Source organism: Desulfuromonas sp. TF, from assembly GCF_000472285.1.
In the GTDB taxonomy this organism is placed as follows: domain Bacteria; phylum Desulfobacterota; class Desulfuromonadia; order Desulfuromonadales; family ATBO01; genus ATBO01.
On the sequence record NZ_KI421428.1, the window covers coordinates 50,513 to 65,422 of the forward strand.

A 14,910-nucleotide genomic window follows, 5' to 3' on the forward strand; every position below is an offset into this window, starting at 1 on the left:
AGGATAAAGAGATTTGGGCTAATAAATCTGAGATCCACATAGAAAGAATGAAAATATGGAAGTTTTTTACCTTCGTGCCGCTGAAAGATTATTGATCGTTATTGCTGGGCTTATATGTATCATACTCGGGCATAGCCTTTTCCGTCTGTCGTACCCAAACAGTAAAAAGGCTGAAGGAGAATTATCATATAAAGGTGCTGGATTTGAGGTTACACTTAAAAATGTTTGGCCTGGAGTTTTTTTCGCTTCATTTGGAATGATTGTTTTAGTAACTTCCGTTGTCATCCAACTTAAAATGCCGAATATAGGGGATTCCCCCCAACAGCTTGGGGGCTCCTACCAAACCGGGGGACTACCACCAGAAGACAGCCAATTACGTGCTAAAAAAGCAATTTCTGTCATTGGTGAATTCTTAGCATTTGAAGGTGTGCACGAATTAAGCTCAGAATTTAGATATAAAGCGATTCTTACTCAACTCGGGAATGCACAAATAAGTTTAATAGATGTAGCATACGGGAAAGGTAGTTATGACAAATTTTTGGAGATAACTTCAATGGCAAAATCGTCAACAGAGTTCGCAAAAGTCTCCGAGAAAGACAAACAGTTATATGAAGACTTAAGAACTGTTTTGCAACATTAGTTAACCTTCTTGATTTTGGAGGTGATGATATGAAATATAAAAGAATCATATTAGCCGTTACACTTGTTTCTTTGTTTATCTGTCCTTCAGCCGCCATTTCTAAAAACAGCGGTGGAAACTACTTGGAAGACTTGAATGTTGAACGTCAAAAGCTAAGTAATTACATAGAATGGTTCAGGAAAACATTTTCACAAAATGGAGATGTGGCTCTCGAATCACTGATCCAACAAATTCCATTTCAAGTCAGTGACAAACCCTTTCCAAACGCTTGGGTAGCGTATGATCAAAATTCCAAGAAGAAGACTATTTACATGACAGCGGAATACCGCCTCCTAATTACTTACATCGCAGACGCAAATCAAGTCTCTGTACATTCGCCAGAATTCTTTCCATGTAAAAATATGTATATCAATGCCCTTTTCGACGCATTAGCAGGTAACCGCCAACGTATTGCCAATGACTTACCACCAAGAAGACTACCTGCGCCAGAGATATTTTTGGAGACTACCCCTGCCTATTGCAACCAATATAAAAGCAGTTTTCCAATTGACCCAAAGTTTCGACCTGCTCGGGATTATTCCGTAAATGTTGTCATTGGCCTTGGGTACCTCCACGAACTTGGGCATATTGCAAGTGGGCACTCATACGTGGACCTCTCCACCTTAGACAAACTAACAACCATCACCCAACGCTTGAATGAGTTTTTAAAATTAATGGGTCGATCAAGAAGCCAAGAGGTAGAGGCCGACGATTGGGCTATCGACAGATTTGTCGAACTGTCGAACAACCCGATAGAAGCATTAAGCAATGTCCTCGCCGACTTCTATCTTGCCTTTGGCGGTTTTGATTGCTCAATTGAGTCTGCAGACTCTCACCCCAATGGTTATCAGCGCTTCTCTCGACAAATGGGAAGAATGAAAGATCGTGCCATCGCTGCTGGCAAATTTCCGGATAGTCAAGAACTCACACTCTTAATAAATGACACTACAGAGCTAGCGGCAAAAATTCAATACCAATTAAAATGCCCTTAACCAAAAGACTACAGTCGAGGCAGTTGCCTCACAGACTGAGGAGCGACAATCGTCGCATTCGCGAAGAAGACCAGAAGACGGGGATACGGCGGTGGTTCTCAAAAAAATAGCTACATGGCTTTTGGCCACTGCGCCACCGCTGATTTCTATCGGTTGATGTATAATAACCCGCCCTATAAATCACTGGCGTCTTGTGCCGGAACACTTTCTCCGCAGTCTCGGTACCGGGACCCCCACGTTGTCTTCCCAATGTAATCTGAGACGATTTATCGGATAATTGCAAAGCTCTACCGAAGACAGGACCTTCCCCCGATAAAGTTGACACCTAAATCTAACTAAGGACGTGTCCCTTAAATCACCGGCACTAGGACAGATTCCCTGCCCCCTGTGTCAGCATAGTTGTCGCCTCAAATAAAAAAAGAGAGGAGACAACCTGTCATGCCGATGAGATATTCTCCCGCCTTTCGCGCCCTGATGATCCAGAAGATGACCGATCCAGACGGGCCGAGCCCCGTCTCTTTAGCTGAGGAAATAGGCGTTTCACGCAGCTCACTCTATCGATGGGTGAGTGAAGCTGATACGCTTGAGATTCCTGCTTCTGCCGAACCGCCATCCTTTGCCGAGTCCATGAAGAGGCTGTCCAATATGAAACGACCACAAGACTGGAGTGCCGAAGAGAAGCTCGCGGCCGTTCTGGAAGCGGCAGCGCTATCTGAAGAAGAACTCGGAGCTTTTTTGCGCAGCCGGGGTTTGCATGACGCGCAACTTCAGCAGTGGCGTGATCAGATGCTCATTGGTCTTGAGCCCAAGGCTGTCAAGCGTTCTGAGAGCAAACGCATCCATGAGTTGGAGAAGGAACTTCGACGCAAAGACAAGGCGTTGGCCGAAACCGCGGCCTTGCTGGTTCTCAAAAAAAAAGCACAGGAGATCTGGGGGGACGAGGACGACGACACCGACCGTTAGAACGGCAGCAAGCACTTGAACTCGTCGCTGAGGCCGTGCTTTTGGGCGCTAGATTGAAACCGGCGGCCCAGATGCTGGGACTGACAGTCCGGACAATTCAACGATGCTCTCAGCAGGGCGGTGGCGACGATCGGCGTCGTGGTCCGTTGGCCGCGCCTGCGAACAAACTGACGCCGGCTGAACGGCAGGACGTCCTCTCCGTCGCCAACTCGCCAACCTATCGGGAACTGTCTCCCAAACAGATCGTTCCCCGTTTGGCCGATGAGGGCCGGTACGTGGCGTCTGAATCGAGCTTTTACCGCATTTTACGGCAGGAAAGCCAACTGGCCCATCGGGAACGCTGCCGACCGGCCACTCACCGCCGCCCTCGGGAGAAGGTGGCCACCGGCCCCTGCCAGGTGTGGTCCTGGGACATCACCTATTTGAGGTCCACGATCGCGGGTCAGTTCTTTTATCTGTACATGATCCTGGATGTCTGGAGTCGCAAGATCATGGCCGCCACGGTCTTCTCCAAAGAATGCGGCCAGAACAGTGCCCTGCTGTGTGTGGAAGCCTTTCATCGCCACAGGGTCGATCCCAAGGGCCTGGTGCTGCACTCCGATAACGGCAGCCCGATGAAAGGCTCAACCATGCTGGTCACCCTGCAGCGCCTGGGCGTCGTCCCATCCTTTAGTCGGCCCGGCGTCAGCAATGACAACCCGTTCTCAGAATCACTGTTCAGGACGCTGGAATATCGGCCGGAATATCCATCTCACCCCTTTGTGTCCGAGTTCCAGGCCCAACGGTGGGTTGATGCATTCGTCCACTGGTACAACACCGAGCATCAGCATAGTGAGATCCGCTTCGTGACGCCGGATGATCGGCATTATGGACGGGAACTCGCGAAATTAAACAGGCGGAAAGAGGTTTACGAGCAGGCCCGAGCGAAAAATCCCGGCCGATGGACCCGGCAAACACGTAACTGGAATCCTATCGAAGTGGTTCGACTCAACCCGGATCGGAAAAGGTCCTCCGAAGAGGACCTCAGTAGTGAAGCAGCATAAATGAGACTGAGGCGACAACTACCTTGACACCCGCCGGTATGCCCTCCGCTTCCTTGCGCTAGGCCTATGTAACATTCAACCGTAGTCAGTTTGAGCAGCTTAACGCCCAGCTTCTCTTCCAGTCGTGTCAAAGTGCGGTTGACGCTCAGAGTTTTGTCCCATTTGCTGCGCCGCCAACATGATCTGCCGCTCTCCACGATGATATTGTTTCCCTATTATGGGGTTGACAAATTAAGAACAGACAGGGTAGAAAATATACCAATGAGAAAAATTGAACTTATGAAAAAAAGGAGGAAGGCATGCAGAGCAAGGGATCGCGATTGGCAACTCTCACGGCTGCAAACCTGAAGGGCACAAAGAAAACTAAAGAAAAGTCAGCCGATAGTGCGTAAACAAAATAAAGTTGGGAAAAGCCGGAAATTATTAAAATTCCGGCTTTTTTTATAAAGACAACAAGCCTATGTTTGTGTACAAAATTTTGACGTTGAATATGACTTGGCTCTGCCCGGTAAAATGCCCATACTGTCATGTGGAGCGAAAGGCTAGCCTGAAAGATGATCATTATTTAGATAAAGCAGATCTAGTGCGTGCATGTAAGGAGGCACTTTCGCTTTCATTTAATGAATTTCGTTTTTCAGGTGGTGAGCCTACATCCGCTGGAGATAAATTATTTGATTATGCAAGGACTGTTTTTGACATAACAGGGGTGAAACCATCTATTCTTACCTCTGGTGTTTATATAAACGAAAATTGGATCAGGAAGTCTAGTGGGCTATTTTCTTCCATATACATATCTGTAGAAAATCCACTTCATCCATTCCATGAAGTTGTAGATGTCAATTTAATCCTCAAATACATAAAGGAGTATTCATCAGAGGAGACACCATTGAGGTTTGGTCTTACTCTTGTAGGACCAGAATCATATAAAAATCTCTTTGAAATATTCGAGAGTTTGTATGAAGGGTGTGGTCAAAAATGTTGGCCACAATTAACCTCTCCATATCTTAGAAGCTTTGTTAAGCCAACAAAAAAAGAACTGAAAGCTCTTTCCGTGGAGACACAAAAGATTTTTCGAAAATATGGCGCAATCCCATGCTATTTTTTGGCTTTTACGGGAGATAAAGTTTTTGAAAAAGAACATGCGTATAGACAAGTAGCAAATCTAAACCCTGATGGAAGTTATGAAAAGTTTTATTCTCTTAAGCAATTGATTAACCATAAAAAAGAAAAATTAAATAAATCAATTAAGAAAAGAAGTACCTTTTGTCAAAACTGTGACTGGAAAGATTGTTGTAGCCCCTTTTCTGAAGACCTCGAACTTAATATGTGTGCTAGTTACTGCGATGTGCGGCGTGCCTTGTTTGATGGAATGCTTGATGGATTAGAAAATGCAGCCACGGCGAATTGAGAGTATTGACTTATGACTCAGGGTATTTTGATCAACCTTGTAAGCTGGATAATCACACTAGGCTTAACTGCTATTTCTTGGAATCTGTTGTCGCATATTAGGAAGCTCAAAAAGGAAAGTATTGATAAAGAGTTACATTTGGAAACAATAGGCTTGTTGAAAACCTTTGCCTCACGTGAAGAGGCAGTCTCGGATCAACTGTCAAAAATTATGAAAGCTAAAGAAATTAAATTCTTAGCTTATAATGGATTCGCGCTTCTTGACACCCCATCGTATCTAGATTCGGCTATGTACAAAATTGTTTCCGGTTGGAATAATGGTGACAATAAAAAAATAGAAATACTTATACTGAATCCCTCGTGCCTTAAGGCAATTGTAAACAGGATAACGAGAATAAATAGAGTCAATCTTGATCCAAATGAAAGCGAGGTAAATGAACACATAAAGGATATACTAAGGAACTATGATACATTTAGAAGAATCAAAGATATGAACGATAATGTTGATATTCAAATTAAATTTTTCGATTCGGATCTTTTGTGGTGTATACTTGCCTATGAGGATTCAATTATTTTAAGTTTTTACCAAGACGGAACGACAGCAAAGAATGCTAGGACCATTTTAATTGACAAAGGCTCGCTTCTCGGCAGGTCATTCGTTAACTACTTTGATTATCTTTGGGAGGAAGGGAATCGGAAATTGTCCCAAATACCAAAACTTAAAATAGAAGAGGTTCAGGACAATGAAGATAACATATTTAGTGGACAAAAAGGTTCCTATCCAACCAATTAGAGATTTATATTCGTCTGTTGGGTGGCAGGTTTATCTGGACTTGAGCCATTCGCAGCTTGAAGGTATTATGAAGGCATCACACCACACAATCCAGGCCTATTACAACCATGACTTGGTCGGCTTCATTAGGTCTTTCTCTGATAAAATTCTGTATGTCACCATAAATGATGTAATTGTGAGGCCTGACTTGCAAAATACTGGGATTGGTACGACCTTGGTCAAAAAAATGCTTAGGTTTTATGATGATTTTCCAAGAAGAGACTTTATACGTCTTTTTGCAGAGCCAGGGTCTGAAAAGTTCTATGCAAAGTTAGGTTTTTCTATCTTTAGGCTTAAAGCATTGTCTTTGACCTAAATTCTTACTTTAACACTCTTTGTAACCCCATTTGAGCCTAAGAAGTCAACGGCTCACTTAAGAGTTCACCTTTGCCTCACCAGACTCTGTGCTCTAGAAATGTAGCACTGTTGGCAATTTTGTTGCCCGTGAGAGTTTTGCCTTCGGCGTAAGCTTACCCATTTGTCGGCAGATCAAAGCTAAAGTCTCAAAACTCACCCAATACGGAACAGATCCTAGCGTTCTCAGAAGTGAGGAATTGTAAGAATTGCGCTTTCAGAGCCCTCTGCTACCCAGATCTCAATTCGAGATAATTTGCCGGGCGGGAAAAAACTTGACCGACCGCACAGGTAGATCTAAATTGATTCAGTCTTATTTTTATAAACCTGAGATTCGGGAGTAAAAATGCCGACATTAACAGACCGAGAACTTGAAGAAATGTACGAAAGTGGTGAGGTTCGCCTGAGTCAAGAGAGAAATGATTTTCTTTTGCCGCAGGTGCTCGATTTCGTACGAACGCGCCGCTGGATCAATCTTCACCCAGAGTACCAGCGCCGGCAAGTGTGGACAAATAAAAAGCGTTCTCTTTTCATTGAGTCTCTCTTAATGAACCTACCTGTCCCCCCGGTATTCTTGTTCGAAGTTGATTATAGTCGATACGAAGTGATTGACGGACAACAAAGATTAGGGGCAATTTCCGATTTTTATGAAAATCGGTACAAACTTACTGGTCTGGAAAAATGGCCGGGGTTGAACAATAAAAAATTTTCGGATTTACCCCCAATTATTCAACGGGGACTAGACCGCCGGCGTATTTCGGCTGTTGTGCTGCTTGCTGAAAGTCTGACCGTTGAAGAGAAAAGGCATGATGTCCGACGGTTAATGTTTGAACGGCTCAATACAGGTGGCCAAAACCTTAACGCCCAAGAGTTACGAAACTGCCTATTTTCAGGTCCGTTCAACGATATGCTTCTGAGCCTTGCTGCCAAGTCACTTTTTAATGACATTTGGGAGATACCTCGATACGAAGACCACATTCGCGGAGAACACATTTCGGCTGCTCTTGCCAATAATCGCATGTTTCAGCGGATGCAAGATTGTGAAGTCGTACTTCGTTTTTTTGCTTTTCGAAAAAAATCAAACATCCGTGGGGCTGTAAAAGGGATGTTAGACAGGTGTATGGAGGACAACCTAAACCTTTCAAAGGATGAGATCGGGGAGCTTGAGGCAGTTTATATGTCGCGCTTGACTCTCGCCCACAACATTTTCGGTGAAAACACGTTTCGTCTCCCTCCCCGTGACGGTGGGGCGAGAAAGCTCTCTCAGCCTCTTTATGACGCGGTAATGATCGCTCTTGACCGACTCTATGCGCGTAGGGAAGATTTACTTGCAAATGCTGCCTCATTGCAGCGGCGTCTGGATGAAGCCTTGACTGATAATGGTGCCTTCTATGAGCTTGTGGTTGCACGTGCAAACACTGCAGAATCTATCAAAAAACGTCTAAATCAGACCGAGGCCTTGTTCGAGTCAGTTTACTAATGGCAGTGTCCTCAGTTCCACTTGCAGTTTTTCAAGAACACGTGCGGCAAATTGAGCTCGGCATCCGATTCATTTATGCAGCCGGAGCTGTCCGTCGCTGTGTTTTCGAAGTAGTTAACTGGGAAAGTGGGCAACGACATGCGCTTGATGAAATTCGGAGGTTTCATGAAGTTGGAGAATACCCGGAGCGACAACACTGCAACGCCAACTTTTTAAGCCTTGTTGCCGGGTTTGAAGAGTTCCTTTGTCGATCTTTGGAGGCTGCAATTTTGGCTAAGGCTCGGAGGGTAAAGACTTTCGACGAACTGGGAGCCCCTGTGCATGATCTTCACATGAAGGCAACCGGATATCTGCTTACCCAAAAGGCAAAACCACCCCAACAGCTTCAGTCACTTGACTTTTTCCAACTCTGTCGAAATATCGGCACCTGTTTTCCTGGTTCGACATCGTTTGAGCTTAATCCTGAGGCCATATCAGTTCAAAGCAATCTTCTGGACTTGGAAAGCTTCATTGAGACGCTTGGCAAGTTCGGATACCGGATAACTTGGGACATCTTGGGTGGGGATCAGAGGGTCAAGGACTTTATGGGGATTCAAGGGACACGTGAGGCTGGAAAACTATTGAGGCAATTTCTGGCGGATATGGTTAGGAATCGAAACCGAGTGGCCCATACGGGTTCGGCATCGGATATCACCCCCGACGTCCTGACGGAGTATTTAAATCGCCTACGGCTACTTGCCCAGGCAATTTCTGACAGCCTCGGATAACTCTTTTCCGATAAATCACCACTTGTCAGCCACAAAAACGGCCCACCCCATCTACCGGGTGAGCCGTTCTCATTTATTGTCTCGGAATTCAATCCCAATTCGCCTGAGATTTATTGGGACATTCCTCCCTGTCCCCCGCAAACCGGGCACCCCTGCAGCCGCAACGGCTTCTCCAGCCGGCTTTCGGCCAGCAGGGCTTCGTCGCCGAAGATCTCCAGTGTGGGCCCGTCGGCGGTGATGCAGCCGTCGTGGAGGACGATGGTGCGGTCGCAGAGGTCGAGGACCAGGTCGAGGTCGTGGGTGGCGATGATCTTGGTGTGGTGGAAGGAGCGGAGCTGTTCGATGAGGAGGCGGCGGGCCCGGGGGTCGAGACCGGCGGAGGGCTCGTCCATGACCAGGATGTCGGGGGACATGGAGAGGACCGAGGCGATGGCCACGGCACGCTTCTCCCCGCCGGAGAGCTTGTAGGGTGCGCGGTCCTTCAGGTGCAGGGCGTCCACTTTTTCCAAGGCGGCGGTCACGCGCTCGGTAACCATCTCGGGGGGAAGGCCCAGGTTGAGGGGGCCGAAGGCGACGTCGTCGAAGACGGTGGGCATGAAGAGCTGGTCGTCGGGGTCCTGGAAAACCATCCCCACGGTGCGGCGCACGTTCCGAATCGTTTCTTTCGTGAGGGGAAAATCGCCGATGTGCACCCGCCCACCGCCGGGGGTGAGATAGCCGTTGAGATGCAGCAGCAGGGTCGATTTGCCCGCCCCGTTGGCGCCGACGATGGCCACCGACTCGCCGTGGGTGATGCGGAAGGAGATCCCGTTCACGGCGGCGGTGCCGTCCGGGTAGGTGTACCTGAGGTCTTCGACCTCGACGATGTGATGGCTCATCGGGCAAACTCCGTCAGCAGTCTCCCGAGAAAGTGCGGGAGGTTGTAGAAGCGCATGAGGACAAAGGCGACGGACCATCCGAGGGTGAAGGCGATCTCCACGGAACCGATCCGGCTCGGACGCAGCATGCGGATGTCTCCGGTGAAGCCCCGGCAGAGCATGGCCAGATGGATGCGCCTGGCCCGGTCCAGGGTGCGCAGCAGCAGCTGCCCCGCCAGGTGGCCGAAGACCGTCAGTCCCATGCCCCGCCGGCCGAAGGAGCGCAGGGCGCGGGCCCGCACCATCCGCACCCCCTCGTTGACCAGAACGAACAGGTAACGATGAAGCAGGAGGAGCTGGACCGCGAAAACCTTCGGGGCGCCCAACTTTTCCAGGGCCATGCAGACGCCCGTAAAGCTGGTGGTGGCGATCAGGATCAGGGCCGCCCCCACGGTCAGGACGAAGCGAAGCAGGATCGAGGCGAAGGAGATCCATCCCCCCGAGATCTCCAGGGGCCCCAGGGTGACGAGGATTTCCCGGTCGAGAAGGGGATTGAAGACGCCGATGAAGAGGGCGAAGGGGGCGACCAGGAGGAGCTTCTTCGCCAGATAGCCGGCGGGAAGATCGCCCAGGGCGATCAGGGTGACCGGAAAGAGAAAGAAGGGGAGCAGGCCGGAGATTTCGTACTTGCCGAAGGAGGCCACGGCGACGATGAAGACCAGAGTGGTCAGAAGCTTGGCCCGGGGGTCGAGGCGGTGGACGGCGGTGTCCCGGCCGGCGAGGGTGTCGAGGGTTCCGAGATCGAAGAATGCCGATTCGATTTTCGCCATGGTTATGGCAGTTCCCGTCCCGTCGTACTCATCACCAGCTTCCCGTGCTTGACCCCCTTGGTGCCGATCAGCTCGTCGGCCAGGCGCCGGACCTCCCCCGCCTTCCCCCTGACCACCACCACTTCCAGGCAGTTATGGGCGTCCAGATGGACGTGCAGGGCCGAGACGATGGCATCATGGTGGGAATGCTGCTGTTCGGTGAGCTTGTCGGAGAGGTCCCGGGTGTGGTGGTCGTAGACCAGGGTGACCGTCCCCACCGTTTCCTCGTCCTCCCGGGCCCATTGCTCTTCCACCAGCGCGCCCCGGATCAGGTCGCGGATGGCCTCGGAACGGTTGCCGTAACCCTTCTCGGCGATCAGCGCGTCGAAGCGCTTGAGCAGCCGGTCGTCGATGGAGATGCCAAAGCGGGTGAGTTCGGCCATGGGGAAAATCCGTGATTCGTGATCCGTGATTGGTAAAACCCGAAAAATCTGATGCAAGGGATTTTGGACCCGGAACTCGGGACCCGGGACTTTGAACCCGGGACTTTCGACCTGTTTAGCACGCTGTTTCTGGAGGGTCAAGGATATTGCAGGGCTGGCGCTCTCCGTCCACCGGTTGTCCACAGCCTGTCCACCGTCTTCCCACAAGATGTTGTAGATGATAAAATTTATTTTCTCAATATGTTGTGTTTTTTGCCTTGACTCCGCAATCCACTGTGTTAGATTTTCTCCATTGTCAATTCTCTTGTGCGGGAGGGAGTGGAATGCTGGAGTTCATCAGGAAGCGGGACGGACGGCTGGTTCCCTTTGAAGAGGGGAAGATCACCGAAGCCATTCAGAAGGCGGTGCGGGCGGTAGGCGGCACCAACATGGAAAAAGCCGCCGGCATCACCCGTCAGGTGGAGGGGATTCTCGGGGTCATCTACAAGGACGGGCGCATTCCCACCGTGGAGAACGTCCAGGATCTTGTGGAGAAGATCCTGATCGAGAACGGCCATGCCAAGACGGCCAAGGCCTACATCCTCTACCGTCAGCAGCACGACAGCCTGAGACAGACCAAGCAGTTCATGAAGGAGTCGATCGAGGCGATCGATTCCTACCTCACCCAGGAGGACTGGCGGGTCAACGAAAACGCCAACATGGGCTACTCCCTCCAGGGTCTTAACAACCACATCGCCGCCAACATCACCAGCAACTACTGGCTCAACAAGATCTATCCCGCCTACATCGCCGACGCCCATCGGGAAGGGGAGTTTCATATCCACGACTTGGGGATGCTCAGCGTCTACTGCTGCGGCTGGGACCTCAAGGACCTGCTCCTCAAGGGGTTCACCGGCGCCTACGGCAAGGTCCAGAGCGGGCCCCCCAAGCACTTCCGCACCGCGCTGGGGCAGGCGGTCAACTTCTTCTATACCCTGCAGGGGGAGGCGGCCGGGGCCCAGGCCTTCGCCAACTTCGACACCTTGCTCGCCCCCTTCATCCGCTACGACAAACTCTCCTACCAGGAGGTCAAGCAGTCCCTCCAGGAGTTCATCTTCAACATGAATGTCCCCACCCGGGTCGGCTTCCAGACGCCCTTCACCAACATCACCATGGACATGACCCCGCCGAAGAACATGTCCGCCGAGGCGGTGGTGATCGGCGGCAAGCTGATGGAGGAGACCTACGGCGACTTCCAGGGGGAGATGGACCTGTTCAACCGCGCCTTCTGCGAGGTGATGATGGAGGGCGACAGCTCGGGGCGCATCTTCTCCTTCCCCATCCCCACCTACAACATCACCGTCGGCTTCGACTGGGACAGCCCCCGCTTCCAGCCGATCTGGGAGATGACCGCCAAGTACGGCATCCCCTACTTCAGCAACTTCATCAACTCCGACATGGACCCCGAGGACGCCCGCTCCATGTGCTGCCGGCTGCGCCTCGACAACCGCGAGCTGCGTCGGCGCGGCGGCGGCCTTTTCGGCTCCAACCCCCTGACCGGCTCCATCGGCGTAGTCACTCTCAATCTCCCCCGCGCCGCCTACCAGGCCGACAGCACCGAGGACTTCTTCAGCCGCATCTCCGAACTCATGCGCCTCGCCTCCGAGTCCCTGGAGATCAAGCGCAAGCAGCTCGAGCGCTTCACCGACGGCGGGCTCTATCCCTACAGCCGCTTCTATCTCTCTGATATCCGGGAGCGCAGCGGTCATTTCTGGGACAACCACTTCTCCACCATCGGCCTGCTCGGGATGAACGAGGCCTGCCACAACCTGATCGGGAACGGGATCGATACCGAAGAAGGGAAGGTCCTGGCGGTCAAGACACTGCGCTTCATGCGCAGCCAGCTCGAGGTCTTCCAGGAGGAGACCGGCCACCTCTTCAATCTGGAGGCGACCCCCGCCGAGGGGACCAGCTTCCGGCTGGCCAACCGCGACCGCCGGAAGTTTCCCGACATCATCACCGCCGGCGCCGACGAGCCCTTCTACACCAATTCCACCCAGCTGCCGGTGGGAAGCACCGACGACATCTTCCAGGCCCTCACCCACCAGGATGCCCTGCAGACCCAGTACACCGGAGGGACCGTCTTCCACGGCTTCCTCGGCGAACGGCTGGAAGACTGGCGCAGCGCCCGCCTGCTGGTCAAGAGGATTGCGGAGAACTTCCATCTCCCCTATTTCACCATCAGCCCCACATTCACCATCTGCCCGGTGCACGGCTACATCTCCGGCGAACACTTCGCCTGCCCGCATCATCAGGCGGCTTAAGTGCAGTGATCGGTGATCGGTGATCGGTGATCGGTGATCGGTGATCGGTGATCGGTGATCGGTGATCGGTGATCGGAAGGCGCCCTTGGGGGCGCCATGGACAGGCACGAGGCCTGCCCCCTGCAATGACAACCATGAATTTGCCCAAGGAGGAATACCATGGCGACCAAATGCGATTCGAAAACGGAAGTGTATTCGAGGGTTTGCGGTTTCTTTCGACCGGTTCAGCAATGGAACAAGGGGAAGAAGGAGGAGTTCAAGGAGCGCAAGGAGTTCGTGGTCGCTGAGGGGAAGCGCAAAGAGTAAACCGAGGACAGAGAACGGATGACGGAGGACTGAAAAATCACTTCAGACTTCCGATCTTGGACTCTGGTCCGCGGACTTTGGAATGACTTTATGCGAATCAAAGGTTTTCAGGGGACGAGTCTCCTTGATTTTCCGGGACGGATCGCCTCCCTGGTCTTTTTCGGCGGCTGCAATCTCACCTGCCCCTACTGCCACAACCCGACCCTGGTCCTCGACCCCGACCAGTATCCCGACTACCCCCTCGCGGCGCTCCTGGAAGAACTGCAGGAGCGCCGCTCCTTTATCGACGGGGTGGTGATCTCCGGCGGCGAACCGACCCTCGATCCGGATCTTCCCATTTTTGTGAATCAGATCAAGGAGCTGGGGCTCGAGATCAAGCTCGACACCAATGGCCTGGCCCCGACGGTGCTGAAGCGGCTCATGGCGGAGGGACTCCTCGATTACGTCGCCCTCGACGTCAAGACCGCTCCGGGCCGCTACGGCGAGCTTCACAAGGGCCCGGTGAGTCCGGACGCCCTCGCCGCCAGCGCCCGGCTCCTCATCGACGGGGAGGTGGAGTACGAGCTGCGCACCACCTGCGTCCCCGGCCTTGTCGAAGCCGCCGACATCCGCGCCATCGGCGAGACGGTGCGCGGGGCGCGCCGCTGGATCCTGCAGCAGTTCGTCCCCGGCCACTCCCTGGACGAGGAATTGCGCGGGATGGAGCCGCATTCCGGGGAGGTCATTCGGGGGTTTGCCGAGGTGGCGGGGGGGTATGTGGATGAGGTGGTTTTGAGGGGGCTTTGATCCGGGGAATTGTGGTCGGAACAGCCATTGACACCTGACACTTAACGGGTTACAGTCGTGATAACCAGTTTTCGCCACAAAGGCCTTCGACAGTTTTATGAAACCGGCAGCAAGGCAGGTATTCAGGCTCAGCAGGCCGGGCGTCTGCGGTTGATCCTGGCCCGCCTCGATGCCGCAAGAGAACCGCGGGACATGAATCTCCCAGGCCTGCGGCTGCACTCAATGAGCGGTGATCTTGCCGGGTTCTGGTCTGTGAGTTGTGAGTGGGAACTGGAGGGTGATCTTTCGTTTCAACGGCCAAGACGTCTGCGACGTAGATTGCCTGGATTACCACTGAAGAAGAGGAGCAACAACTATGATGCACAATCCTCCACATCCCGGCGAAGTCATTCGCGAGCTATGCCTTGAACCTTTGGGCGTTACCGTTACCGACGCAGCCAAGGCCTTGGGAGTCTCCCGCAAGGCCCTTTCGGAGCTGCTGAACGGCAAGACTGGGATCAGCCCTGAAATGGCGCTTCGGCTCTCTATCGCCTTTGACACCACCCCGGAGAGTTGGCTGACCCAGCAGATGCACTATGATCTATGGCAGGCCGAACGCCGGCGCAAAGATCTTCACGTCGAAAAGATCCAGGCAGCTTGATGTCTCGCAAAGAGTGGCCCGGGACGGCGCGCCAACGCGATCTACCGGAAGTTGACGAATGAGATCGACCATTGCCGCCGGATTTCGGATTACTCTTCCCAAGTAAGTGCGAGAGCGACTGAATCTCTCGGTTAGCGATGTGATCGACTGGCAGCTTAAGGAAGGCAGGGGGGTGGTTTGCCCGGTTCGAAGGAACTTCCTGGCATATCGGAATAGTGTCAGAGTTGGGGCAGGGGACATCCGAGGGGA

At 52.1% G+C, this 14,910-nt stretch carries 15 protein-coding genes and 1 pseudogene; 13 read left to right on the forward strand and 3 right to left on the reverse strand.

Annotated elements, in window-relative coordinates; translation table 11 throughout:
• Positions 1–55: 55 nt before the first annotated feature.
• From DTF_RS0119670 to DTF_RS0119710, 8 genes are all read left to right on the forward strand, one after another.
• Entirely contained in the window at positions 56–640 is a 585-nt protein-coding gene (locus tag DTF_RS0119670; protein ID WP_027716706.1) for a hypothetical protein, read from the forward strand.
• Between the two features lie 29 nt (positions 641–669).
• Positions 670–1,671: a hypothetical protein gene (locus DTF_RS0119675; protein WP_027716707.1), complete on the forward strand. Its 1,002-nt coding sequence runs from the start codon at positions 670–672 to the stop codon at positions 1,669–1,671.
• 444 nt (positions 1,672–2,115) lie between these two features.
• A protein-coding gene (locus tag DTF_RS0119685) for an IS3 family transposase (protein ID WP_155890897.1) occupies positions 2,116–3,677 on the forward strand; the annotation gives its coding sequence in 2 pieces (ribosomal slippage) (positions 2,116–2,596 and positions 2,596–3,677; 1,563 coding nt in all).
• Between the two features lie 460 nt (positions 3,678–4,137).
• Positions 4,138–5,085, forward strand: a complete 948-nt coding sequence (locus tag DTF_RS26325) for a radical SAM protein (protein WP_081703112.1) — start codon at positions 4,138–4,140, stop codon at positions 5,083–5,085.
• Positions 5,086–5,097: 12 nt separating this feature from the next.
• Positions 5,098–5,877 (forward strand): hypothetical protein, encoded by a 780-nt coding sequence (locus tag DTF_RS0119695; RefSeq protein WP_027716710.1) that lies wholly within the window; start codon positions 5,098–5,100, stop codon positions 5,875–5,877.
• Positions 5,828–6,232, forward strand: coding sequence for a GNAT family N-acetyltransferase (locus DTF_RS27900; RefSeq protein ID WP_081703113.1), 405 nt, complete (start codon positions 5,828–5,830; stop codon positions 6,230–6,232). The genes DTF_RS0119695 and DTF_RS27900 overlap by 50 nt, the downstream gene beginning before the upstream one ends.
• Before the next feature lie 384 nt (positions 6,233–6,616).
• Positions 6,617–7,750 (forward strand): DUF262 domain-containing protein, encoded by a 1,134-nt coding sequence (locus DTF_RS24715; protein WP_051361503.1) that lies wholly within the window; start codon positions 6,617–6,619, stop codon positions 7,748–7,750.
• Complete coding sequence (locus DTF_RS0119710; protein ID WP_027716711.1) at positions 7,750–8,517, forward strand: HEPN domain-containing protein; 768 nt, start codon at positions 7,750–7,752, stop codon at positions 8,515–8,517. The genes DTF_RS24715 and DTF_RS0119710 overlap by 1 nt, the downstream gene beginning before the upstream one ends.
• A gap of 110 nt (positions 8,518–8,627) precedes the next feature.
• On the opposite strand, the gene DTF_RS0119715 is transcribed toward DTF_RS0119710, so the two are convergent.
• Genes DTF_RS0119715 through nikR form a run of 3 tightly spaced genes read right to left on the reverse strand, consistent with a single transcriptional unit; the run spans position 8,628 to position 10,626 of the window.
• On the reverse strand, positions 8,628–9,395 hold the full coding sequence (locus tag DTF_RS0119715) for an energy-coupling factor ABC transporter ATP-binding protein (RefSeq protein ID WP_027716712.1): 768 nt from the start codon (positions 9,393–9,395) through the stop codon (positions 8,628–8,630).
• Positions 9,392–10,204 (reverse strand): cobalt ECF transporter T component CbiQ, encoded by an 813-nt coding sequence (gene cbiQ / locus DTF_RS0119720; RefSeq protein WP_027716713.1) that lies wholly within the window; start codon positions 10,202–10,204, stop codon positions 9,392–9,394. Before cbiQ ends, DTF_RS0119715 begins: the two co-directional genes overlap by 4 nt.
• A gap of 2 nt (positions 10,205–10,206) precedes the next feature.
• Positions 10,207–10,626, reverse strand: a complete 420-nt coding sequence (nikR, locus tag DTF_RS0119725; protein WP_027716714.1) for a nickel-responsive transcriptional regulator NikR — start codon at positions 10,624–10,626, stop codon at positions 10,207–10,209.
• A 323-nt stretch (positions 10,627–10,949) separates the two neighbouring features.
• Here nikR and DTF_RS0119730 point away from each other — a divergent pair, with 323 nt between their 5' ends.
• The 5 genes and pseudogenes from DTF_RS0119730 (at position 10,950) to DTF_RS0119745 (ending at position 14,661) form a co-directional block, all read left to right on the forward strand.
• Entirely contained in the window at positions 10,950–12,929 is a 1,980-nt protein-coding gene (locus DTF_RS0119730) for a ribonucleoside triphosphate reductase (RefSeq protein ID WP_027716715.1), read from the forward strand.
• Positions 12,930–13,088: 159 nt separating this feature from the next.
• Positions 13,089–13,235, forward strand: coding sequence for an anaerobic ribonucleoside-triphosphate reductase (nrdD, locus tag DTF_RS26755; RefSeq protein ID WP_027716716.1), 147 nt, complete (start codon positions 13,089–13,091; stop codon positions 13,233–13,235).
• Positions 13,236–13,325: 90 nt separating this feature from the next.
• Positions 13,326–14,021: an anaerobic ribonucleoside-triphosphate reductase activating protein gene (locus tag DTF_RS0119740; RefSeq protein WP_027716717.1), complete on the forward strand. Its 696-nt coding sequence runs from the start codon at positions 13,326–13,328 to the stop codon at positions 14,019–14,021.
• Positions 14,022–14,078: 57 nt separating this feature from the next.
• Positions 14,079–14,358: pseudogene (locus DTF_RS26330) on the forward strand (type II toxin-antitoxin system RelE/ParE family toxin).
• A gap of 18 nt (positions 14,359–14,376) precedes the next feature.
• The gene (locus DTF_RS0119745) at positions 14,377–14,661 is read left to right on the forward strand and encodes a HigA family addiction module antitoxin (RefSeq protein WP_027716718.1); all 285 of its coding nucleotides are present in this window, start codon (positions 14,377–14,379) and stop codon (positions 14,659–14,661) included.
• The last annotated feature ends 249 nt before the right edge of the window (positions 14,662–14,910 follow it).

Excerpts from the sequence above, each read along its gene's own strand:
- DTF_RS0119670 (WP_027716706.1), top strand. The coding sequence starts at position 56 with ATGGAAGTTTTTTACCTTCGTGCCGCTGAAAGATTATTGATCGTTATT.
- DTF_RS0119675 (WP_027716707.1), top strand. The coding sequence starts at position 670 with ATGAAATATAAAAGAATCATATTAGCCGTTACACTTGTTTCTTTGTTT.
- DTF_RS26325 (WP_081703112.1), top strand. The coding sequence starts at position 4,138 with ATGTTTGTGTACAAAATTTTGACGTTGAATATGACTTGGCTCTGCCCG.
- DTF_RS0119695 (WP_027716710.1), top strand. The coding sequence starts at position 5,098 with ATGACTCAGGGTATTTTGATCAACCTTGTAAGCTGGATAATCACACTA.
- DTF_RS27900 (WP_081703113.1), top strand. The coding sequence starts at position 5,828 with ATGAAGATAACATATTTAGTGGACAAAAAGGTTCCTATCCAACCAATT.
- DTF_RS24715 (WP_051361503.1), top strand. The coding sequence starts at position 6,617 with ATGCCGACATTAACAGACCGAGAACTTGAAGAAATGTACGAAAGTGGT.
- DTF_RS0119710 (WP_027716711.1), top strand. The coding sequence starts at position 7,750 with ATGGCAGTGTCCTCAGTTCCACTTGCAGTTTTTCAAGAACACGTGCGG.
- DTF_RS0119715 (WP_027716712.1), bottom strand. The coding sequence starts at position 9,395 with ATGAGCCATCACATCGTCGAGGTCGAAGACCTCAGGTACACCTACCCG.
- cbiQ (WP_027716713.1), bottom strand. The coding sequence starts at position 10,204 with ATGGCGAAAATCGAATCGGCATTCTTCGATCTCGGAACCCTCGACACC.
- nikR (WP_027716714.1), bottom strand. The coding sequence starts at position 10,626 with ATGGCCGAACTCACCCGCTTTGGCATCTCCATCGACGACCGGCTGCTC.
- DTF_RS0119730 (WP_027716715.1), top strand. The coding sequence starts at position 10,950 with ATGCTGGAGTTCATCAGGAAGCGGGACGGACGGCTGGTTCCCTTTGAA.
- nrdD (WP_027716716.1), top strand. The coding sequence starts at position 13,089 with ATGGCGACCAAATGCGATTCGAAAACGGAAGTGTATTCGAGGGTTTGC.
- DTF_RS0119740 (WP_027716717.1), top strand. The coding sequence starts at position 13,326 with ATGCGAATCAAAGGTTTTCAGGGGACGAGTCTCCTTGATTTTCCGGGA.
- DTF_RS0119745 (WP_027716718.1), top strand. The coding sequence starts at position 14,377 with ATGATGCACAATCCTCCACATCCCGGCGAAGTCATTCGCGAGCTATGC.